At 44.2% G+C, this 23,045-nt stretch carries 15 protein-coding genes; 9 read left to right on the forward strand and 6 right to left on the reverse strand.

The annotated features are described in order from the left end of the window. Position 1 precedes the first annotated feature (1 nt). The 7 genes from ccmE to OPS28_RS13570 all read left to right on the forward strand — a co-directional run bounded on the left by ccmE (position 2) and on the right by OPS28_RS13570 (position 8,235). Entirely contained in the window at positions 2-472 is a 471-nt protein-coding gene (gene ccmE, locus OPS28_RS13540) for a cytochrome c maturation protein CcmE (RefSeq protein WP_265610000.1), read from the forward strand. Next, on the forward strand, positions 469-2,472 hold the full coding sequence (locus OPS28_RS13545; RefSeq protein WP_265610001.1) for a heme lyase CcmF/NrfE family subunit: 2,004 nt from the start codon (positions 469-471) through the stop codon (positions 2,470-2,472). Before ccmE ends, OPS28_RS13545 begins: the two co-directional genes overlap by 4 nt. After that, complete coding sequence (locus tag OPS28_RS13550; RefSeq protein ID WP_265610002.1) at positions 2,469-3,071, forward strand: redoxin family protein; 603 nt, start codon at positions 2,469-2,471, stop codon at positions 3,069-3,071. Before OPS28_RS13545 ends, OPS28_RS13550 begins: the two co-directional genes overlap by 4 nt. Further along, positions 3,061-3,519: a cytochrome c-type biogenesis protein gene (locus OPS28_RS13555; protein WP_442863999.1), complete on the forward strand. Its 459-nt coding sequence runs from the start codon at positions 3,061-3,063 to the stop codon at positions 3,517-3,519. Before OPS28_RS13550 ends, OPS28_RS13555 begins: the two co-directional genes overlap by 11 nt. Continuing rightward, positions 3,516-4,757: a c-type cytochrome biogenesis protein CcmI gene (ccmI, locus tag OPS28_RS13560; protein WP_265610003.1), complete on the forward strand. Its 1,242-nt coding sequence runs from the start codon at positions 3,516-3,518 to the stop codon at positions 4,755-4,757. Before OPS28_RS13555 ends, ccmI begins: the two co-directional genes overlap by 4 nt. After that, the gene (locus OPS28_RS13565) at positions 4,754-5,572 is read left to right on the forward strand and encodes an MlaA family lipoprotein (protein WP_265610004.1); all 819 of its coding nucleotides are present in this window, start codon (positions 4,754-4,756) and stop codon (positions 5,570-5,572) included. Before ccmI ends, OPS28_RS13565 begins: the two co-directional genes overlap by 4 nt. Before the next feature lie 329 nt (positions 5,573-5,901). Then, the gene (locus OPS28_RS13570) at positions 5,902-8,235 is read left to right on the forward strand and encodes a PKD domain-containing protein (protein WP_265610005.1); all 2,334 of its coding nucleotides are present in this window, start codon (positions 5,902-5,904) and stop codon (positions 8,233-8,235) included. A 280-nt stretch (positions 8,236-8,515) separates the two neighbouring features. Here OPS28_RS13570 and galE read toward each other — a convergent pair whose 3' ends face one another. The 6 genes from galE to gltB all read right to left on the reverse strand — a co-directional run bounded on the left by galE (position 8,516) and on the right by gltB (position 18,373). Next, complete coding sequence (galE, locus tag OPS28_RS13575; protein WP_265610006.1) at positions 8,516-9,535, reverse strand: UDP-glucose 4-epimerase GalE; 1,020 nt, start codon at positions 9,533-9,535, stop codon at positions 8,516-8,518. Then, positions 9,532-9,837: a DUF6170 family protein gene (locus OPS28_RS13580; protein WP_265610007.1), complete on the reverse strand. Its 306-nt coding sequence runs from the start codon at positions 9,835-9,837 to the stop codon at positions 9,532-9,534. The genes galE and OPS28_RS13580 overlap by 4 nt, the downstream gene beginning before the upstream one ends. Positions 9,838-9,920: 83 nt before the next feature. After that, complete coding sequence (locus OPS28_RS13585) at positions 9,921-11,441, reverse strand: peptide MFS transporter (RefSeq protein WP_265610008.1); 1,521 nt, start codon at positions 11,439-11,441, stop codon at positions 9,921-9,923. A 540-nt stretch (positions 11,442-11,981) separates the two neighbouring features. Further along, on the reverse strand, positions 11,982-12,374 hold the full coding sequence (locus OPS28_RS13590) for a hypothetical protein (protein ID WP_265610009.1): 393 nt from the start codon (positions 12,372-12,374) through the stop codon (positions 11,982-11,984). A 105-nt stretch (positions 12,375-12,479) separates the two neighbouring features. Further along, positions 12,480-13,895 carry an FAD-dependent oxidoreductase gene (locus tag OPS28_RS13595; protein ID WP_265610010.1) on the reverse strand — a complete coding sequence of 472 codons (1,416 nt, stop codon included), beginning with the start codon at positions 13,893-13,895 and terminating at the stop codon, positions 12,480-12,482. An 11-nt stretch (positions 13,896-13,906) separates the two neighbouring features. After that, positions 13,907-18,373 (reverse strand): glutamate synthase large subunit, encoded by a 4,467-nt coding sequence (gene gltB / locus OPS28_RS13600; RefSeq protein WP_265610011.1) that lies wholly within the window; start codon positions 18,371-18,373, stop codon positions 13,907-13,909. Between the two features lie 599 nt (positions 18,374-18,972). On the opposite strand from gltB, the gene arcB reads away from it, so the two are divergent. Next, the gene (arcB, locus tag OPS28_RS13605) at positions 18,973-21,327 is read left to right on the forward strand and encodes an aerobic respiration two-component sensor histidine kinase ArcB (RefSeq protein ID WP_265610012.1); all 2,355 of its coding nucleotides are present in this window, start codon (positions 18,973-18,975) and stop codon (positions 21,325-21,327) included. Positions 21,328-22,109: 782 nt separating this feature from the next. Continuing rightward, positions 22,110-23,027, forward strand: coding sequence for a zinc metalloprotease (locus OPS28_RS13610; RefSeq protein ID WP_265610013.1), 918 nt, complete (start codon positions 22,110-22,112; stop codon positions 23,025-23,027). Positions 23,028-23,045 lie beyond the last annotated feature (18 nt).

Consider the following 23,045-nt stretch of genomic DNA (forward strand, 5'->3'; position numbering starts at 1 on the left):
GATGAATCCAAGAAGAAAATCTCGTTTAATAGTGGTGGCTGCCGTAGGCGGCTTAATTGCAGGTGCTATAGGTTTGATGCTGTACGCTTTGACCGATAGCATTGATTTATTTTACACCCCGTCTGAAGTGATAGAAGGGAAATCGGGTCAGCCTCCTCAGATAGGCCAACGACTCCGCATAGGTGGATTGGTTGTACCTGGCTCTGTGGTAAGGGATGCCACTTCGCTGATGGTCTCGTTTGATCTGGTTGACACCGGTCCTAAAGTGACAGTCAAATATAATGGCATTTTGCCCGATCTTTTCAGAGAAGGGCAGGGGATAGTCGCTACAGGTGTACTTATCGACAATACGATCATTGAGGCAGAAGAAGTGTTGGCAAAACACGACGAAGAATACATGCCGCCTGAATTGGCTGAGAAGATGAAAGGTATTAAGCATGTTAAGCCTGGACAGGGAGCTGGTAGCCTGTGATCCCAGAGTTAGGTAACTTCGCACTGGTACTGGCGTTAGTATCATCTATTTTACTGGCGATTTATCCCTTATGGGGAACATTTAAACAGCATGATGCGTTGATAGCTACGGCGCGCCCATTGGCCTCGGCAATGTTTCTGTTTACGTTTTTATCATACATCGCATTAACCTATTCATTTGTAACAGATGACTTTAGCGTGGCATATGTCGCAAACCACTCGAGTGCAGCGTTACCAATATATTACAAATATACTGCTGTCTGGGGCGGTCATGAAGGGTCATTCCTACTTTGGGTATTAATGCTTGCTTCGTGGACATTAGCCGTTTCTATCTTTAGTAAAGGTATTCCACCTGCCATGGTGGCCAGAGTGCTCGCAGTGTTGGGGTGGGTTAGTATCGGCTTCTATCTGTTTATATTGCTGACATCTAACCCTTTCGATAGTTTACTGCCTTTCTTTCCTGTTGATGGTGAAGATCTTAATCCATTGCTACAGGATTTCGGCATGATAATTCATCCGCCGATGCTATATATGGGATATGTTGGGTTTGCTGTCGCTTTTGCATTCGCTGTATCGGCACTCATTTCGGGTCAGCTGGACTCAACCTGGGCCCGTTGGGCGCGCCCGTGGGTCATTTCCGCCTGGTGTTTTCTTACTGTCGGTATGGCGTTAGGCAGTTGGTGGGCTTATTACGAATTAGGCTGGGGCGGCTGGTGGTTCTGGGACCCGGTAGAGAATGCCTCATTTATGCCATGGTTAGTCGGTACTGCATTAATGCATTCGTTAGCGGTAACTGAAAAGCGCAAAGTATTCAAATCCTGGACTGTGTTATTGGCCATTGCCGCTTTTTCTTTAAGTTTACTCGGAACGTTTTTAGTCCGCTCGGGAGTGATTGTTTCAGTCCATTCATTTGCCAGCGATCCAGCGAGAGGGTTGTTCATTCTAACCATCTTAATTATTTTGTCCGGCCTGGCGTTAGTACTTTTTGCTTTGCGATCTACGCAGCTAAGTAGTCAAGGACGGTATGAATGGTTTTCCAAAGAAACGCTGCTGATGGGCAACAACATTTTTCTTTTAGCTGCAACGTTAGTCGTGTTTCTGGGAACCCTTTTACCGTTAGTACATAAAGAAATGGGCTTAGGTTCCATATCGGTCGGCGCACCTTTTTTCAATCAAATGTTTACCCTGCTAATAGTTCCTTTTGTAGCGTTTTTGGGCTTAGGGCCGATCAGTCGTTGGAAGCGGCAGCCAGTGAATGCGCTTCGAAACCAAATGCTGTTTGCTATCGGTTTAAGTATCACCGCGGCCGTACTAATTAATGCTGTTGCCTATAATTCGCCCTCATACTTTGCCGCATTTGGTTTGGTATTATCGTTTTGGATCTTTATTACCAGTGTACAGGAAGTCCTCCAACGTACTTCATCCATGGATGATAAACACTCCTTAATCACGAGGCTGATAAAGTTACCCCGCAGTCATTGGGGAATGGTGCTGGGTCACTTGGGATTTGCAGTTGCTTTGATTGGCATTACGCTGGTATCCAACTATGACATGGAAAAAGACATACGAATGTTGCCTGGGGATAAGGTAGAACTAGGTAAGTATAGTTTTCGTTTTAATAATGTAAAAACAATAACTGGTCCTAACTATGAAGCACAAGCGGGATCGTTTGATGTCTTTTTGTCCGATGAAAAAGTCGTGCACCTTGCGCCTGAAAAGCGTCATTACTTTAAAAATCAAATGCCGATGACCGAAGCCGCTATTCATTCTAGTTTAGCGGGCGACGTGTTTATCGCATTGGGTGAGCCGTTAGAAGGCGATGCCTGGGCGGTAAGAATTTATATAAAGCCCTTCGTTGCCTGGATATGGGCTGGAGCTTTCATTATGGCTATTGGTGGTTTTGTATCAATTACTGATAAACGTTACAGAGTGGCTAAAGTTGCCGCAACGAAGAGGTTGGTCAATAAGCTACGTCACTCAGCAGTAGGAGAAGGCTCTTGAAAAAAGTAATGTTACTTTCGCTTCCTCTCATAGGGTTTTGTTTACTTATTGTTTTTTTGTATAAAGGTTTATTTACCGATCCCCGATCATTGGACTCTCAAATTCGTAATAGGCCGGTGCCCGAGTTTTCACTGCCAGATTTATTAGATGGTAACGTGACCTACACGCCAGAAGTCTTTAAAAATCAGGTCACTATTTTAAATGTGTGGGGGGTATGGTGCATTACCTGTGCAGTTGAACTTCCTTATTTAACCCATCTAAAGCAGTCTGAAAACGTTCGTTTTGTGGGATTGTATTATGACCAAGACCTTGATCCTGATTTTGGTGAAAAATCGCTTCCACAGATTCAGCAGGAAGTAAAAACCATGTTAGGCAAATATGGAAATCCCTATGAATTTAATATTTTTGATATAGCCAGAGAAACGGCGTTAGATCTCGGCGTGACCGGCGCGCCCGAACACTTTTTAATTGATAAAAGTGGAACGGTGCGTATGCATCATATTGGCGATATTAATGAAAGAGTCTGGAAGAATAAAATTGCGCCAGTTTATCGCACGTTACTCCAAGAGCCCAACAGGAGGTTTGGAAGTGAGCAATAGGTTTCTTACGGCGATTTTTATTCTCTTTACTTTGCTACCTTGCATTGAAGCGTATGCTGCGAAAGACAGGTACGAATTTGATGACCCTTCGCAAAGAGAGCTGTTTCTGAAACTAACAGCTGAGCTTCGCTGCCCAATGTGCCAAAACCAGAACATTGCTGATTCAGATGCGATGATTGCACAAGACATGCGGCGAAAAGTTTTCCGCCTGTTGCAGGAGGGTAAATCGGAGGAAGAAGTTATTTCCTTTATGAAAGCGCGTTATGGCGATTTTATTTACTACCAACCTCCCGTTACTATCGGCACTATTTGGTTATGGTTACTCCCCGCTGCTTTTGCAATTATCGCACTGCTGGTCGTGTTTTTTCAAAAGAAACAACGAAGCATCAACGATAGTACTGAGAAATTAGCCCAAGCGGAACGTATATTGGAACAGGATAAATTATGAGCTGGCTGACTTTTACACTAGTGAGTGTGTTGCTGGTGGCTTTATTAATTTTTTTCATCAGCTTGCCATGGTGGAGATCGAGTGTTGTGAAAGGCACTGAATCGGTCAATACAAAAATTGTAAAACAGCGTTTGGCGGAAATTGAAGGGGAAGTAGAGCAGGGGCTAATCTCTGAGGAAGATAAAGAACAGGCTGTAAAAGAACTGAAAATTGCATTGGTGGACGAAACAAAGCAACACCCCCCTACATCGTCTTCTAGCTTTGGAGTATTAAGCATTGGCGCAAGCGTTGCGCTGGTGATTGGTGGTATGGTTTACCTTTCAGCCAACCAGTTGTCTCAGGTTAAGGTTGCTACTGATGCTATCAATGCTTTGCCTAGCTTGAGTGAGAAATTAGCTGATGGCTCAGCCAGCGATTTTACCCCCCGTGATGTGACATCATTAACGCTAGCCATCAGACAAAGGCTTCGCATCGATCCTACAGACGTCCAGGGTTGGGTATATTTAGGTCGATTGTGGATGGCAGCGGGCCAACAACAACAAGCGATTGATTCCCTCGAAAAGGCCAGTCGCATAGCGCCTGAGAATGTAATGGTAAGCGTAACATTAGCGCAGATGTTAACAGCCACAGGTGAAACGGTAAGTCTTCGCAAAGCACAACGAATATTATTTCAACTAATTGAAAAATTTCCTGAGAATGACAATTTTGCTTTACTACTATCCGTCGCTTCAGCACAACTTGGCGATTTGTCCGTAGCAAAACGTTATTTTGAAAAGGTCAAAGCGAAATTGTCGCCAGAAAGTAACATATATAATGAACTATCTATGCGTATCGGAGAGTTGGAGAAAAACCGAACGAACGGTAATCAACCGCAAAGCACTACTAACACGGGCTTTGAAATTACAGTTGATATTGCTTCGAATATGAAAGAAAAACTCCCCGCTGACGGCTATTTAATTGTTTTCGCACAAGATGCGGATTCCAATAACAGGATACCCGCTGCCGTTATTAAAGTACCGTTACAAAATTTCCCTCGACAACTGGCCCTCACTAACGATAATGCTATGATGCCTGATTATACGTTAAGCCATTTGCAGAACGTAAAGTTGGTCGCACGTATTTCGACAGACGAAGATGTCATGCCTAAAGCGGGAGAACTTGAAGGCCAAGTAACAACCCACGTCGCCAAGGGTTCAGTAGTTAATCATTCAATTATAATCGACAAGGAATTGCAGTGAATCCTCAAGGTAAGTCTTTTTTAGCATTACTTTTTTTAGTTATATCCGGTGTGTCTGGTTGCGCGACAGCACCTAACGAAAACAGAAATGCGGAAGGAAATGAAGCGGCACAAGAATATACAGACCCAAAAGATCCCTTCGAATCGGTGAATAGAGAAATTTGGGAATTTAACTGGGAGGTGTTGGACGCATATGTTCTCAGGCCAGTTACGGTTGGCTATGTAGAAGTAATGCCCCAATTTGCCAGAACCGGTCTTTCCAATGCCGCAGAAAACTTAGAAGAGCCCGGAAACTTTTTTAATAACATGCTTCAGGGGAAATTCGCCCCGGGAATGGATAGCTTATTACGTTTCATCCTTAATTCTACAGTGGGATTGTTGGGTACCATTGATGTCGCTGAAAAAATGGGTGTTAAGCGACAGGAAGAAAACTTTGGTGAAGTACTTGGTGTCTGGGGGCTGGATACGGGGCCCTATCTGATGATACCGGCAAGAGGTCCTAGCGATGTAAGAAGTTTGACGGGAACAATTGTTGATGGAATGTACTATCCGCTCACGATTTTGGATACTAATCTGGCAATAGCTCGGTTCTTAATAAAAGCGATTGAAGCGAGAGCGTCTCTTATTCCACAGGAAGAGCAATTAAGGCAGGCGGTTGATGATTATGCCTTTGTGAAAAATGCGTACTTCGAAAATTTGCAATTTAAGGTCACCGACGGCAAAAGCGGTGAAAATAATCTCGACGAAGAGGACTTGGAAGACTTTGAAGAGTTTGAATCTTTGTTGGAAGATTATGAAATTGACGCAGAGCTCTAATTCTGAAATAAATTTAATAATTGTAACTTTCTAATTACCCGTCTAAAAAAGATTCTAGGTCAGCGGCCGAAATGAATTTCGACCGCTTGGCACAAAAATAGCTTAATTTAGTCAGGTCCTCTTATTGTTAAATAAATTTAATATTTAACTGATATAAAAAAATATACCTATATCTGTGTTTATAGATAGAAAGGTCTTCCATTTTGATATAGAAATCGAGAAGTGAACTCAGAACGTTCTCCGATTAATGGACCTATTGACACGCTGGATTTACCCGCTTTTGGGATATGTCAGCGTCATTATAATACTTAAAGTTGCAAGGACATATCATGAAGTACGCCAAACTCATTACAATTCTTATGGTGTCATCCTTCTTGACCGCGTGCGGCGGTGGTGGCGGTGGCGACGGCGGTGGAGCCGGAGGAGGCAATGGCGGCGGCGGCGGTGGAAACCCTCCAGCCAATGTGGCCCCAACCGTCTCGGTCGAATCTGAGTTTATCGTGGCTGGAAACTCTGAAATTACTATTACAGCTACTGCCAATGATAGCGATGGCCAAATTGACGCATACCTTTGGGAAGTTACCAGTTCACATACTATTGCGTTGTCAGGTGAAGATACTGACTCTGTAACTTTTACAACGCCCGATGTAAATAACACCGAAGAGGTGACGCTAAAGCTTACAGTTACTGATGACGACGGTGCTAAAGCCTCGGGTAATGTGACGGTTATTGTTTACGCGAAGGGAACGCCACCCCCTCCAACCAGCGAAGCTACGCTTAGTCTGCAAGGAAAAGTGCTGGACAGCGCTGATATTGCCGAAATCACTGTACTACTTAACGGTGAAGAATTCCCTGCTGACGTTGAAATGCTTAGTTCAACAACGTATTTGGCGTCAATTACAGTAGAAGGGGCGGAGCGCGAACGATATTTAAGTATAAAGGGCTCGGGTGAAGGTGCCAGTTCCCACGTGGCTATGCTTTCCCTTGTGGGTAAGGTTAATGACCTGATAGAGCAGGCCCAAGGTAACAAAGAAGGTGATGAGACTTTAACTAGTGATGAGAATTTTTCTGTTAACCTATCCAGCATAACTACTGCAAAGTATGGTCTGATAAAACAGCACAACGGGGCAACGAGTGTGCACTCTATGTCAGCTGTAGAAACAGGCATGTCTTCTTTAGGTACCATCGCTTTGCAAAACTGGGCGTCTGCGGTGCTGGTTGCTGTTGCCGATGGCGATACTTCTGGTACATTAGCGCTGCCCGCGAATATCGACAATACCCTTGAGTTAGTCGAATCTTCAGACGCGGTTACCACTTATTTGGAAAATGTGTTTTATACAGAAGAGTTTAAAACAGCCAAGTCAGAGTTGTTTTTCAACAGCGCATACTACAACACGTTAGGAAGCCTTACAGTACCTCTCACGCTGTACTTTAACCCTAAAGATGGCCTTAACTTTTCGTTATTTCCTATGAATGGCCTAACCCATAGTCTGATATTAAATGACGATGGCACAGGCAAAATTGATAAGTACAATCTTGAGTGGGGAGTTGCACCAGTGCAAGGTGTCAATAACGCAGCTATCAACATAGCGTTTGATGACGAGGGCCACTTGGTAACCACAGATGCCGATACCGGTACGAAAACCTTAAGTGGTCTTTCAAAAATGCAGTTAATTTTAATTGACCAACCAGTAGAAGGTAGAGCTCACTTTATTGCTTTCACCGAAAGTGAACAAATCGTTGGGGAAAGTGCCCCTACAGTTACAGGCTCTGAGGTAAACCTGTTGAATGCCTCTTTAGAAACAACCACTATGCCTAAGTTAAGTGAGACCGTTTACGTACCCTTGCCCAGAGAAAAATTCAGTTCGCAGTATATTCTTGAAAATACCAATGCGTACGGGAAGGCGACTCAATATGAAGAGATTAAACTGAACGCAGATGGCAGCGGAAGCGCAATATTTACCGGCGCGGATATTACTTGGAGCAAAAACGGCGATACGTTATCGATCTCAGGGTTAAGTTACTACGATAACGATGTGAACTTCTACTCTCCAGAAGATACGATCACTTATAACGTTGTTAGTCAAAGAAAGACCCATCAAGTGACCAGTGCGACTGTTAAGAAAGCAGGCGCATCAGAACCAATCTCAATTGCAACTGGTGCCGCAGTGTTAAATGCCACAGAAAGTGCGTGGACGACAGAAAATGCGCCGGGGTATTATATCGGTAACTTTAGAGCGGTTAGTAGTCGCCCGTTAGATTCGTTTTTTGTTGAATTAAAGGAGAATGGCCACGCTGACGTTTATTACACAACAGATGGGAACGAAGATGGAAAATTAGTCGAGACTAATAATAAGTCTACCGAAGTCACGCATTTGTATGGCACCTGGAATATTGAAAGCGATGGCTCACTTAAATTTTCGACCTTCACCTTGGATAATTTAGCGACAGACCCTTCTTGTCGTGCTGAAGATCCGGCTACAGGGTGCAAAATTTATGAAGTGCGTACCTGGCGTAAAATTGCTGAGGAAGGCAATGAGATTATGGTAACCAATAAACGTTATTTTAACTGGTTAAATCGTTCTCCATTAGAGCCTGATATTGAAACGAACTCATTGGCCACATTAACCAAATCTGACGCTCCACCTGTGTCAATTGAGTAGTCAGCAATAGCAAAACGCTAGCGTTGGCGGCTAGCCAGCCCACCGTTCGACAAAACCGATGCTTAACTGGCATCGGTTTTTTTTCCTTCGGGCGACTTTTGTATCTTAAATTACCCTAACTTCGCGCAATCAGCCGCATCAACTTCCCGTTATGGGCTTCTTAAAGTCTCTTAAAAGTCCGCTCGATAAGGCGGGACATTTTATTACGCATTAGTATTTGGTAGGTAAAAAAAAAGCGCGAGCCCGCTAATAATAGCAAGGGGCCCATCAACCAACTGGTTTATTTTTGAAATCCATTTGGGTTGTCAGACTGCCAACGCCAAATATCCTGACACATCGCTTCAAGATCTTTTTCAGCGTGCCAATTAAGCTCTTTGGCGGCAAGAGTTGGATCAGCGTAACAAGAGGCCACATCACCGTTTCTTCTTGGTGCTATGGTATAAGGGATCTGTTTTCCTGACGCTTTTTCAAAGGCTTTAATCATTTCGAGTACTGAATAGCCTTGCCCTGTGCCTAGGTTGTAAATATCTAATCCCATATTTAAAGCCAAACGATCCAGAGCCTTTAAATGGCCATTCGCGAGATCTTCAACGTGGATGTAGTCTCTTACACCAGTGCCATCTTTGGTGTCGTAATCGTCCCCGAACACACTGAGTTGTTCTAATTTACCCGTGGCTACCTGTGAAATATAAGGCATCAGGTTATTCGGAATACCGTTTGGATCTTCGCCGATACGTCCAGAGGGATGCGCACCAACTGGATTAAAATAGCGCAGTAGGACTATGTTCCACGCGTTGTCAGAGTGGTACAGGTCGGTTAGGATGTGCTCAACCATTAGCTTGGACATGCCATAAGGATTGGTAGGGTGACCAGTAGACATATTCTCTCTTAACGGCAGTGACACAGGATCACCGTAGACGGTAGCAGAAGAACTGAATACCATGTTCTTAACGTTATGTCGCTGCATCGCTTTACATAGCGTAAGGGTGCCATAGACATTATTTTCATAGTACTGCATGGGCTTTTCTACGGATTCACCTACGGCTTTCAACCCAGCGAAATGAATAACCGAACCAATATCATTTTGAGCAAAAACTGATTCCAATTTTTTTTCATCGCGGATGTCGCCTTCAATAAACTTCAGTGACTTACCAGTGATTTCCTCTACCCGCCGCAGGGATTCTATACTTGAATTGGCTAGATTATCTAAAACAATAACGGGGTAGTCCTGCTCTAATAATTGAAGGGTAGTATGGCTACCAATATATCCTGCTCCCCCCGTGACTAGTACAGACTTCATTGTGACTCCTTTGTGCTGGGGTTAGTGATTAAGTATTTTGCACTTAACGAATATTGTATAGGCTTTACCAACAGAGGATAAAGTAAAATAATTGCCGCTGCCCATAGCAAGGATGTCCAATCCTGTGCTGTTCTCAAAACCAACGCAAAAGCCGGACAGATGACCAGCAATTTCAGAACATTTAACAGCGTTTTTTCGGGAACAGTTAATGATTTTGCCGCTACTTCGAGTCTCGCCATACGCTCTGATAGCGACAACCCTTGAAGGGCGGGGATATGCTTTGTCGTAAAGTAAAATGCCATGTATATCTCTTAAAAAAAACCGCTGAGACATCTTCATGCTCAGCGGTTTATATGATTTAGCTAACTAATTGGATCGAAAGAACTTAGCCTTGTTGAGCAACAGGATGCGGTTCTGCCAGATGATCTTTTTGAGCTAGCTTTTCCCACTTCCGCGTTTTTAGTGTTAGCAGCAGTACGACGATACCAATGGCAATGCTAAATAAACTTATTTGAATAAATAGGTTGGGCATTTGGTCCAATCGTTCTGGGTTGAAGTTACCTGCTAACAAACCTGCAATCACGTTACCAATTGAATAGGTTAAAACAAATACACCCATCATCTGACCAGCAAATCGCTTGGGCGAAAGTTTACTGACTGCACTTAGCGCGACTGGACTTAAACATAGTTCACCAACGGTGTGCAAGAAATAGGTCATTACCAACCAGTAAGGAGCTACCTTTAAACCGCTGGCGGCTAACTGGGCCGCAAAGAACATGACAATGAAACCCGTTGCCATAATGATTAAGCCGATTGCACATTTAGCACCGTATGATGGGTCGATCATACGTTTGCCTAAGTTGATCCATAGCGCAGCAAAGAAAGGCGAAAGTAGAATAATGAAAAAAGAATTCGCCGACTGGAACCAAGGCGCTGGAATTTCAAAGTCGCCCAGCATTCTGTCTGTATAATCTCGACCGAATAAGTTTAACGAGGAGCCAGCCTGTTCGAAACCAGCCCAGAAGCAAGCTGAGGCCACACAAATTAAAAACAGTGCTCCCATCCGTCTTTTTTCGACGTAATTAAGTTCGCCAAAAAAGAAAATACCACCAAAGTAAAGCAGAAACGTTACAGTAAATACAACCGCTACTTGTTCAGCAAGTGTGACAGGATTGATTGTGACCATACCTTGAAAAACAAGATAGGTGGTAATTGCCAATGCAGCGAGAAAAATAATGATACCAGCCCAGCTTAATTTTCTGGCGGTTGGAGAAATCGAAACAGTGGGTTCACTGGATTCTCCCTCAAGCTTGTGCTGAGTCATTTTGTATTGAATTAAACCAATAGCCATACCGACTGCTGCGGCACCAAATGCCCAATGGTAACCTTGGTTAACCTGTAACCAGCCACACACGAGATAACCAATTACGGAGCCGATATTGATACCCATGTAATAAATGGTATAGCCACTATCTCTGCGGGTATCGCTTTCTGAGTATAACTGTCCGACGATGGCGCCAATATTGGGTTTAAGTAAACCGGTACCAAGTACAACTAAAATAAGGCCGATAAAAAAGGAGCTTTCAGAAGGAATTGCTAAAACAATATGACCGGTCATTATAATGATGCCGCCATACCATACCGCTTTTTGTCCACCGATTAATCTGTCAGCAATCCAGCCGCCAGGTAAACCCATAAAATATACCGCCCCGGTATATAATCCGTAGATTGCAGTAGCCGTGGCCACGGTAAATGCCAGCCCTTCTTCTTGCAAACTGGCCGTCATGAAAAGCACGAGAAGAGCACGCATGCCGTAGTAACTCATTCGTTCCCACATCTCGGTAAAGAATAACGTTTGGAGCCCCCCAGGGTGCCCAAAGAAGCTAGTGTCGTTAGAATTTTTCATTGTTTACATCATGTTCCGTAGAAATATTATTGTTGTGATTTGGTTTTCGGTCCCCTCAACAATTGTTCGCTTATTCACTTTTACTGTATGAAAAGCACCGACGAACGTGATGTTAAGGGCCGTCTTTTATCAAAGATAGCCCGTTATACTAGAGGATATGGGCTGTTACAAGCAAACACGTTAACTTTATTAATGAATATTTATGTCATATCAGTTCGCGATATTTGGGGGTTATAGAAAGAATGATTGGTAAAAACAATGCCATAGTCTTTCAGATCAAGGCAATATAGCGCCCAGGCATTCCTATTTTCCGGTTCGAGCGACGCTTTTACTGCGTTCACATGGTTCCCACTGGGGTTTAATCAGTCTTAAGGAATTTTCCAAATCGGTTAGTCACAAAGCGAAAAATTTCCCCCATGTAAGTAAACGCTATTGCGATTTGGTACCCACAACCACGCGTTATTGAATGCTACTTATGTATTTATGTGGTCTTGTATAGTTGAATAGGAACGCAATAAGTGACCTGGGAAGCAGTAAACGCTAAAGGTTTTTTGCTAGTTCACTGTTTGGAATGACTAAAACGTCTACCTGAGAGCCTTTGCCATCAGTTGATACAATAATGCGTAGGGTATCGTGTTCACCGGTCAACAATGTATAGCCATTGAAAGTCGAGGTAATTTTCAATGAGGGAACGGTGGATTGGAAATGTTTTATCAATGCATCTTTATTCTCAGGTGAGAAAAATATCATTGACGCAGGAGTATCTCCGTCAAACAGCTGACATTGTTTCGCACTTGCCGGCAAGTGAATTGAAAAAAATGAGCTGGGACAGGTTTGTATTTCTGGTTGCGTAGCGCTATCGTCGGCAGCATAACCGGCTTGGGAAAACACTATACCAAGTGCTACCACGCTGTGGCGAAAGAATTTACTCATATTGGCAGACCTACATACTACTGTTCTCTTTACTATAATGCCTGGCGAGAAGAGGCGCAATTGAGGAAGCGCCCCTTTAGGTATGTAAACCAAGGGGTGGGTATTCTAAACGTTCAGGTACTCTAAAATACCGTCTGCCGCTTTGCGCCCTTCGTCAATAGCGGTAACTACAAGGTCACTTCCTCTGACCATGTCGCCACCCGCAAATATTTGCGGGTTGGAGGTTTGATAGGCAAACTTTCCGTTTGCAGGTGCTCGTACGCGCCCCTTTTCATCTAGAATAATCCCGTAATCTCCGAACCAGCCTGCTGGACTTGGCTGAAAGCCGAAGGCGATGATAACTGCGTCAGCTTTAAGTACATGTTCCGAATTTGCTACTTCGATAGGACGGCGCCGACCCTGCACATCCGGGGGGCCCATAGTTGTTTTTACTAGCCTGACGCCTATCGTTTCGCCTTGTTCGTTAGTGTCAATATCAAGTGGTTGCAGGTTAAACATAAATTCGACCCCTTCTTCTTTCGCATTAACCACTTCTCTTCGGGAGCCCGGCATACTCTCCTCATCACGACGATAAGCACAGATAACACGTTTTGCTCCTTGTCGAATCGAGGTGCGAACACAATCCATGGTCGTATCACCGCCGCCTAGCACAACGACGTTTTTGTCTTTCATATCAATGAAGTCTGCCGAATCTTTTTCCAAACCCATTACGCGATTAGTATTCGCGATTAAAAAGGGCAAGGCATCAACCACACCTTTGGCATTTTCATTTGCAAATCCACCCTGCATGGAAGTATAGGTTCCCATTCCCAGAAATACGGCATCGTATTGGTCTATCAAAGTTTGGAAGGGGACATCTTTTCCAATTTCTGTATTGAGTCTAAATTCCACTCCCATCTCCGTGAATATTTCGCGACGGAGTTGGATTACCTCTTTTTCAAGCTTGAACGATGGGATACCAAACGTAAGTAGACCGCCGATTTCTTCATAGCGGTCAAACACAACAGGTTTAACACCATTACGCACCAAAATGTCGGCGCAGGCCAGGCCAGCGGGACCCGCCCCCACAATCGCAACCTTTTTATCGGTCCATTCCACGGCTGACATATCAGGCCGCCAACCCATTTTAAATGCGGTATCGGTAATATATTTTTCAATACTTCCGATGGTTACGGCACCAAAATCGTCATTGAGGGTGCACGCACCTTCGCAAAGCCTATCTTGGGGACAAACCCGGCCGCATACCTCAGGAAGACTATTCGTTTTGTGGGACAGCTCTGCTGCTTCTAGAATTCGGCCCTCATTGGCCAGGTGCAACCATTGGGGAATATAATTGTGCACCGGACACTTCCATTCACAATAAGGGTTACCACAATCCAGGCAACGGTCCGCCTGACCTTCAGTTTGAGACTGGCTAAGCGGTTGATAGATCTCCCCAAATTCTGACTTTCTAATCGTAATTGGCTTTTTAGGTGGATCGATTCGTTCTACGTCCACAAATTGATAAACATTTTTAGCCATAAGTCCTCCTGTTACTGCGCCTCAACTCTTAGTTCTGCACTAGAGCGACTAATGTGGCCTAGCAGGTTTTTCACGTCACTGGTTTTCGGTTTTACCAGCTTAAATTTTTTCAATGATTGCGCAAAATGGGTAAGCAGAGATAACGCAAATTCACTACCGGTTTCTTCGTAATGTTGATTAATCAAACCGCGCAGATGTTCTGCCAAAATAACTTTGTCTTCAATTGATAACACTTCTACAAGCGCATAATTGACTCGATTATCTAAATCATCATTATCATCATATATATAGGCAAAGCCGCCGGTCATGCCAGCACCAAAGTTCACCCCTATACTGCCAAGTACAGCGACGATACCACCTGTCATGTATTCACAGCCGTTATCACCCATACCTTCGACTACCGCTATAGCCCCTGAGTTGCGCACCCCGAAGCGTTCGCCAGCGCGACCCGCTGCAAAAAGTTTCCCCCCTGTCGCCCCGTACAAACAGGTATTACCCATTATTGCACTGTTATGTGGGTCGAACTTGACGTTGGCGGGGGGGCAGATAACCAGTTTACCGCCCGTCATACCTTTACCTACGTAATCATTGGCATCACCCTCGAGGCGCATATGGAGACCGCCAGCATTCCATACGCCGAAACTTTGCCCAGCGGTACCCGTAAATTGCACACAGACGGGGGCATCTTCCATACCAACATTACCGTGGTGGCGCGCTATAAACCCCGAAAGCATGGCACCTACAGAACGATCGGTATTGCGAATAGGATAGGTTAGTTGCATGCCTGATGAGGTTTCAACCGCATTACGCGCATCGTCAATTAGCTTGGCGTTTAACTCTCCCTTATCCATAGGTTGGTTAGTCGTTTGAGCTGAGAAAAAACGCGTATGTTCGCCCGCTTTAGGGGTAACAAGTAACGGCGCCAAATCGAGTTTATTTTGCTTAGCGGTAATGCCTTGTTTACTCTTGAGCAACTCTGTTCGGCCCACCAATTCATCAAAACGACGAATGCCTAACTCAGCCATTATTTCTCTTACTTCTTGGGCGACAAATTTGAAGTAGTTCATTACCATTTCGGGTAAGCCAATAAAATATTCATCGCGAAGCTTCTGATCTTGTGTCGCTACGCCAGTTGCACAATTATTTAGATGGCAAATACGCAGATATTTGCAGCCTAATGCCACCATGGGCCCTGTGCCAAACCCAAAACTTTCTGCGCCTAACATAGCGGCCTTGATTACATCTAATCCGGTTTTGAGCCCGCCATCAGTTTGCACCCGTACTTTGTGGCGAAGGCCGTTTTCTATAAGCGCTTGTTGTGACTCAGCGAGGCCCAGTTCAAAAGGGCTGCCCGCATATTTGACCGATGTAAGGGGGCTTGCGCCGGTACCGCCGTCGTACCCAGAGATTGTAATAAGGTCAGCATAAGCTTTAGCTACACCTGTAGCGATAGTTCCTACACCTGGTTCTGAGACTAACTTTACCGAAATTAACGCGGTGGGGTTCACCTGCTTTAAGTCAAAAATCAGCTGCGCCAAATCTTCAATGGAATAGATGTCATGGTGAGGAGGGGGGGAGATTAATGTTACACCGGGCACAGAAAAACGAAGCTGCGCGATATACTTATTAACTTTATCACCGGGAAGTTGTCCACCTTCACCTGGCTTCGCGCCTTGTGCCACTTTAATCTGAATAACATTTGCATTAATTAAATAATGTGGTGTTACACCAAAACGCCCAGATGCAACCTGCTTAATTTTGGAGTTCTTCTCGGTACCAAAGCGTGAGGGGTGTTCGCCACCTTCACCCGAGTTTGACTGCCCGCCCAACCGATTCATCGCAATAGCCAATGCCTCGTGGGCTTCGGGGCTTAACGCGCCAATCGACATGGCCGCGGTATCAAAGCGAGGGAATAGGTTTTCAGCGGGTTCGACCTCACTGATGTCGATAGGGTCATTGGCGGAACCTATTTCCAGCAAATCCCTAAGATGTGCAGGAGGGCGTTCATTGACCAGCTGTGAGAATACCTTGTAATCATCATAGTTACCGCTTACGACTGCTTTTTGTAACGAGGTTACAACATCTGGATTGTAAGCGTGATATTCACCGTCATGAACGTACTTTAACAGTCCCCCATGTGAAATGGTTTTGCGTTTTAGCCAGGCAATTCGAGCAAGGTTGACTTGATCCTGTTCAAAATCTTCAAATCCCGCGCCCTGAATTCGCGAAGGGATACCTGAAAAGCATACATCCATTACATCATGGTTAATGCCAACTGCTTCGAACAATTTCGCACTACGATAACTGGCGACAGTGCTGATACCCATCTTCGACATGATCTTGTAGAGACCTTTGTTGATACCCTGACGATAATTCAGCGTGGCCTGCATGACAGGTATATCTAATTCGCCTTTTTCACATAACTGCTCAATGGTTTCATAAGCAAGGAAGGGATAAATAGCAGTGGCACCCAAACCAATCAGCACCGCAAAATGGTGAGGATCGCGAGCAGCGGCCGTTTCTACTACGATATTGGCATCACACCGTAGCGCTTTCTCTACCAAACGGCGCTGAACCGCGCCAACCGCCATTGCGGGAGGGATAGGCAGCGTATTTTTCTTAATGTGACGGTCAGACAATACCACGAACGCCGCACGCTTTTTCTTGACCAAATATTCAACTTCGTCACAGACGCGCTCAACAGCTTTTTTCAATCCTTCTTGCGCGGTAAATTGTAAATCGATCCTTTCCGAGTAGTAATTTTCAGGATTGAATTCTCTTAATTGTTTTAAATCCGTGTACATCAATACAGGCGAATTAAACAGCACTCTGTCGGCGTAACCTGAGGTTTCGTTGAAGACATTCTGCTCACGTCCAATGCAGGTAGCCAAAGACATCACATGGTTTTCACGTAATGGATCAATGGGGGGGTTGGTCACCTGAGCAAACTGCTGGCGGAAATAATCAAACAACGTGCGGTGTTTTGATGACAACACAGCCATAGGCGTGTCATCACCCATCGAACCAACAGCTTCCTGGCCGTCCTTAGCCAATACTTTGATAATTTGCTGTATCTCTTCGTAGCTATAGTTAAATAGTTTGTGGTATACCGCCATCGTCTCGTCATTAAATACACGTTGCCCAATTGCCGAGGCATCCATTTGTTCAATAGGTGTTAGGTGGCGGATATGTTGTTGCAACCATTCTGCGTAGGGGTGGCGGTCTTTTAAATCATCATCTATTTCATTAGATCGCCAGATTTTGCCCGTGTAAGTATCTACCGCCAACATTTCGCCTGGGCCAACACGGCCTTTCTCGACTACATTCTGTTGCGAGTAATCCCAAATACCTATCTCAGAGGCTAACGTAATAAACCCATTATCGGTAACCACATAGCGAGCAGGACGCAAGCCATTACGATCGAGATTACAGGCAACGTGGCGACCATTTGTTAAGACGATGCCCGCAGGCCCGTCCCATGGTTCCATATGCATGGAGTTAAATTCATAAAAGGCGCGTAAATCAGCGTCCATGATTTGGTTATTCTGGTACGCAGGGGGGACCAATAAACGCATCGCGCGGAATAAATCCATTCCACCGGCCAGGAATAACTCCAACATATTATCCAGTGACGATGAATCAGAGCCGTGCGTGTTTACAAACGGAGCGGCGTCTTTTAAGTCGGGAATCAATGGCGTTGCAAATTTTCCTGTACGGGCCTTGGCCCAATCTCGATTGCCTTTGATGGTGTTGATTTCACCGTTGTGGGCAAGAAATCTGAACGGCTGGGCTAAAGGCCAGCGGGGTAGCGTGTTGGTGGAGAAACGTTGATGGAAAATACAAATTGCGCTTTGCATGCGTTCGTCAGCTAAGTCCGAATAGAATGCAGGCAGGTCTTTAGGCATGATCAGGCCTTTGTATACTGTCACCAGACCAGATAGACACGCGACATAAAAATCTTCGTCAGCTTCAAGCCGTTTTTCGGCTCGCCTTCTGATCATGAAAAGTCGCCGCTCCAAATCTTTCTTGCGCCAGCCTGGAGGAGCATTTACAAATACTTGCTCTATCTGCGGCACGCCTGTTAATGCTAATTCGCCTAAAACATCGTGATTAACGGGCACTTTTCGCCACCCTACAACGCTAAGAGTTTCTTTCTCCAACTCTTCATTAAGGATGGTTCGGGCTACTTGCGCTTTTTCAGCATTCTGGCTAAGGAAAATCATCCCCACGCCATATTTTTTACTCAATTTCCAGCCATTTTCTTGCGCGATAGACTGAAAAAAAGCATCCGGCTTTTGTAACAATAAGCCACAACCATCGCCAGTTTTACCGTCAGCAGCGATGCCCCCACGGTGTTGCATCCTATCAAGCCCGTGAATTGCGGTGGTTACCAGTTCATGGCTGGCTTCGCCATTAATATGGGCGATTAACCCGAAACCACAATTGTCCCGTGAGTCGTTGGGATTATATAAACTCATTATCTGCTCCTTAAACCATGCATGGGTAGGGTACAACGCTGCACAGAATCGTTAAAAAGTACGAGGTGCAAGGTGGCGGCAATCAGTTTTTATTATGCGTAGTTCCAAGTGAAAAGCGGTTCTTTATTATTGATAGTCCTGACACTATCAAAACAACACACTACTTCCTCACGCTTGCTGCCGTTTGTCGTTGTCATCGTTAGGGATGAATCGCCTGTCCGCATTATTATTCATTTTTTGTCAGCGGCCGTACAACATAGCTATTTTAGGAAATAAAATCAATCCATAACACGGATAGCAGCAGTGGATTTTTCTTGATTTTTATATAATTATATTTTTATCAAGTAGTTAATTCAATTTACTTTGCAGGCCGACAGTTGTTGCTTAGCCTCTAAATAGGATGGATATCCTAAATTTCGCCAGCTTGTTGCTTTGTGAGTTATGAATAATTATGTATAAATTATTCACAATAATTTAACATCAGGTCGTTTGATGGATACTTCGAAAGTTTCTAATTTCGATAAATGCTTTCAATCTTAGACGAAATCGTTCAACACCTGCTAGGATAGGCCCACCTGAGTTTTCTTAATAGATTTTAGATGCATCAAGATTCACCAAAAGATTCGTGGGCAATTCGCTTTGCTCAGTTTGTGCAGCGCTTTGGTACGCTGAAACTTAGTTTTGTTTTTGTCTTACTGACGCTGGTTGTCACTCTGGGTGGCTCATATATGATCCGAGTGGGTCTAGGCAGCGAAGTAGACCCCGATGATTTTATCAGCGCGGTGATTCTAACCATGCTTTCCGCGCCTTGGGTTTTGTTTTTCTTTAGTGAGCTGGTTAAGCAATTGGAAAGCTCTCGTACCAATCTGAAAGAGGTGGTCGCGCAGCTGGAAAAATTGCGTGAAGAAGATGTATTTCTTAACCGTGAGCTACAAAACAATATTCGCCAGCTAAACTATGAAATTGAACAACGGCGCTCAGCACAAGAAGAGCGTGAAGCAGTGTTTAAAGATTTAGAAAAGGAAATTCAAGATAAGTCTGAACAGGAAGAGCAGGCTCGTCGTTTGTCCACCTTACTGCGTTCAATCATTGATGCCTCGCCAGATTTGATTTACTACCGTAACGAAGAAGGGCGTTTTGCGGGGTGTAATCGTGTGGCAGAAATGATGACGGGCAAATCTGAAAAAGAGTTGCTTGGTCTGACACCCCATGACGTCTATGAGGAAGACTTGGCCCGTCAAGTGGTGACAAGCGATCACGAGGTTTTAGAAACCAATGCCAGTATTACCGAAGAACTGTGGCTACGCTTTGCTGACGGCCGACGACGTTATTTTGAAATGCGTAAAGTTCCCTTTTTCGATGCCGATGGAAAACGTTTAGGGTTGTTGGCATTTGGTCGCGATATGACAGAACGCAAAATTGCCGAAAATGCCGCTGCTAAAGCGAGTACGGATAAGACGCGATTTATCGCCACTATTAGTCATGAGTTACGTACTCCTTTAAATGGGATTGTCGGCCTAAGCCGGATGTTACGAGATACCGACTTAAATGAAGAACAATTTAGTTGGGTTAGTACCATTTATGCCAGCGCTATTACCTTAGGTAATATCTTCAATGACATCATAGATTTGGATAAGTTGGATCGAGACAAGTTGGAGTTAAGCCTCAAAACAGTGTCACTTAAGGACTTTACCGAAGAGCTTAGTAGCATTATTCGATTACTGGCGGCAGATAAGTCGCTCAATCTGATCACCACGATTAATGAACCGTTGCCCCAACTGGTGGAGGTAGATGGAACACGTTTACGTCAAATCTTATGGAACATTTTATTTAATGCTGTGAAATTCACCCAGAAAGGCCAGGTAAATTTAACGGTTTCTGCCACCAAACCAGTCAACGATATTTCGCTAGTGACTTATGTAATCGAAGACACAGGGGTGGGTATTCCCGAAGAGGAATTGGATAAAATTTTTGCTATGTATTACCAGGTGGATCATCCTGATCACCAATCTGCGACAGGTACCGGAATTGGTTTGGCTATTTGTAAACAAATGGTTGAGCTGATGAAGGGAGAGATTAAAGTGACCAGCGAAGTAGGTAAAGGCACACGTTTTGAAATCGAATTGCCGTTACACATTTCGAAACGGCCAATGCAAGTAGCCAAGCTACAAGTGACCGACCTCAACATTCTATTGGTTGAAGATATTGAATTAAACGTAATGGTAGCTAAAGCGTTACTGGAGAAATTAGGTCAACGGGTAGATGTTGCGATGACCGGAGGCGAGGCAATCGACAAGGTCAGAAAAAGCCAATATGACCTTATATTACTGGATATCCAACTACCTGATATGAGTGGCTTTGATGTAGCCAGTACGCTTCATGAAGAAGATCTGGTGATGCAAACTCCGATCGTTGCGCTCACAGCGAATGTAATCAAAAAGCGCGAAGAGTATTTACAAAATGGTATGGATGACATCATTGCAAAGCCAATAAAGAAAAGTCGGGTGATAGAAGTATTCAATTCTTTATTCGCTGACCCTATGACACTGAGAGTCAGTGATAGTAACGAGTCCAAGCGCGAATCAGCGAAATCATTAAATAATATTCTCGACATGGATTTACTGCAAATGCTGGTCGATACCATCGGCGAGGACATGATCCGCGCGAGTGTAAAAGTATTTCAGGACAAGATGCCTGAATACATGGACATATTGCAGTCTAATTTAAGTGCGGATGAAAAAGATGAGGTTTGCGCGCAAGCGCACAAAATTAAGGGCGCCGCTGGCTCTGTCGGCTTGGCTCGCGTACAACGCATTGCCAACCAGATTCAGCAAGGCGACCATCCGGCCTGGTGGCAGAACGTGCATGACTGGGTGGAAGAGTTACAAATGGCTGTACCCCACGATATGAAGTCACTCAACGAATGGTTAAATGAGCAGATGGTGGATGATTAGAGTGTAAAACCATTGTGCAAAAAGCTGTAAAGCTTGTACTGAACGAGGGCAATTCGGAAACTGCTCTCGTTCATTACCCTAAAAATAAATAAATGACATTAATAAGCTTTCGCGGAACGAAACAAATTGTGTTCGTGCATCAACGAAGCACTTAGCAAACCCTCTTCACAGCTGTTAGCTACGCGCCTTCACCTGTATAGAACGCTCCCCATTTACTTACACGTTACTATCGCATAGCTGTCGCTGATTTTTGAAATGAAATTATACGGTTTCAAGCCGCTAGGCGTGTAAAGATAAAACGAGCTATAATACGTACCACAGACCCGTTATCATCGTAACGCTTTGTTCTTACGCAAATCACCTCTCGTTTACATGTTGATCGATGTTCTGTTGTGGTCTGGTAAACAATCTGTATGAAACCATGCGTGACCCCAAAACAGTGCACACATACCGTTTTTGAACAGCTATAAAATTATCCCCAAACCCATTTCACCTATCTTTTCTTTTTTAAAAAGGTTTGGAATTGTAAGCAAAAAAGTGCAAACCTTTTAAAAGAGAAAACGTTAAGTTGGTAACCGTTTTTAATACATTTCAGTTATTTTTTTTGCGCTATTTATATTTCACATCTATGCTCAATTTGTATTCAAATGCGATACAACTTATAACTCTCAACTCGAAAATCGCGCATAGTAAAATCTTTAAGTGGTTGATTATATGTAGTATTGATAATTTAAAAGAAAGGTTCGTATTTTACTGTTCGTGTAAAAATGAAAGGAAAATATATGAACCTGCGTACACTTAAACTATGCGCCCCCATAGCTGTTGGGGTGATAGTTATGCCCAACACCGCAAATGCGGTGAACGAAAAAGCTTTAGAAAACGCAAACGCAAATGCAAAAATATTGCGTTGCGCTACGCCGCATCCCTCTGCAAAAGAAGCCTTGTTGCGGGAAGAACATTTTAAAAGCTTACGCATGAGCAAAAAAGGTAAACCTGGCGGCGGCAATGAATATCAACCTCGACCAAATGGTTCAGTCACCATAGACGTTTACATGCATGTAATAACCGATACTAATGGAAGTGGTGCGTTATCCACTGGCGAAATCAACGCTCAAATATCGGTTCTTAACGATGCCTATCGCAATACACCGTTTAAATTCAATCTAGTTTACACGAATTACGTGGCGAATAACGCCTGGTACAACGTGGGTTATAACAGTGCAGCTGAGCGTGAAATGAAAGCTGCGCTTAGACAAGGTGATGCGTCAGATCTTAATATCTATGCAGCAAACATAGGCGATGGGTTATTAGGATGGGCAACATTTCCGAGCAGTTACTCATCTGACCCGTTGGACGATGGCGTCGTGATGCTTAACGAGTCGTTTCCTGGTGGTAGCGCCGCTCCTTATAACGAGGGAGATACGGGCACGCATGAAGTCGGCCACTGGCTGGGTTTATACCATACATTTCAGGGCGGTTGTAACGGCAGTGGTGACTATGTGGCCGATACCCCAGCTGAAAAGAGTCCTGCATATGGATGCCCAGTAGGACGGGACTCCTGTACCAAAGGTAAAAATGCGGATGGGTTAGATCCTATTTTCAATTTTATGGACTATACCGATGATTCGTGTATGGATGAATTTACCCTTGGGCAGTCTGTTAGAGCTGATGAACAGAGTTTTGTTTATCGTAATCTATGATTAAAATGAGATGTGGGG

It is taken from the genome of Alteromonas sp. ASW11-130 (assembly GCF_026183735.1).
In the GTDB taxonomy this organism is placed as follows: Bacteria; Pseudomonadota; Gammaproteobacteria; order Enterobacterales; family Alteromonadaceae; genus Alteromonas.

What these genes read in the sequence shown, in the direction of transcription:
- arcB (WP_265610012.1), top strand. Translation starts at nt 18,973, where the DNA reads ATGCATCAAGATTCACCAAAAGATTCGTGGGCAATTCGCTTTGCTCAG.
- OPS28_RS13585 (WP_265610008.1), bottom strand. Translation starts at nt 11,441, where the DNA reads ATGAAAAATTCTAACGACACTAGCTTCTTTGGGCACCCTGGGGGGCTC.
- galE (WP_265610006.1), bottom strand. Translation starts at nt 9,535, where the DNA reads ATGAAGTCTGTACTAGTCACGGGGGGAGCAGGATATATTGGTAGCCAT.
- OPS28_RS13610 (WP_265610013.1), top strand. Translation starts at nt 22,110, where the DNA reads ATGAACCTGCGTACACTTAAACTATGCGCCCCCATAGCTGTTGGGGTG.
- OPS28_RS13570 (WP_265610005.1), top strand. Translation starts at nt 5,902, where the DNA reads ATGAAGTACGCCAAACTCATTACAATTCTTATGGTGTCATCCTTCTTG.
- OPS28_RS13580 (WP_265610007.1), bottom strand. Translation starts at nt 9,837, where the DNA reads ATGGCATTTTACTTTACGACAAAGCATATCCCCGCCCTTCAAGGGTTG.
- OPS28_RS13590 (WP_265610009.1), bottom strand. Translation starts at nt 12,374, where the DNA reads ATGAGTAAATTCTTTCGCCACAGCGTGGTAGCACTTGGTATAGTGTTT.
- gltB (WP_265610011.1), bottom strand. Translation starts at nt 18,373, where the DNA reads ATGAGTTTATATAATCCCAACGACTCACGGGACAATTGTGGTTTCGGG.
- ccmI (WP_265610003.1), top strand. Translation starts at nt 3,516, where the DNA reads ATGAGCTGGCTGACTTTTACACTAGTGAGTGTGTTGCTGGTGGCTTTA.
- OPS28_RS13595 (WP_265610010.1), bottom strand. Translation starts at nt 13,895, where the DNA reads ATGGCTAAAAATGTTTATCAATTTGTGGACGTAGAACGAATCGATCCA.
- ccmE (WP_265610000.1), top strand. Translation starts at nt 2, where the DNA reads ATGAATCCAAGAAGAAAATCTCGTTTAATAGTGGTGGCTGCCGTAGGC.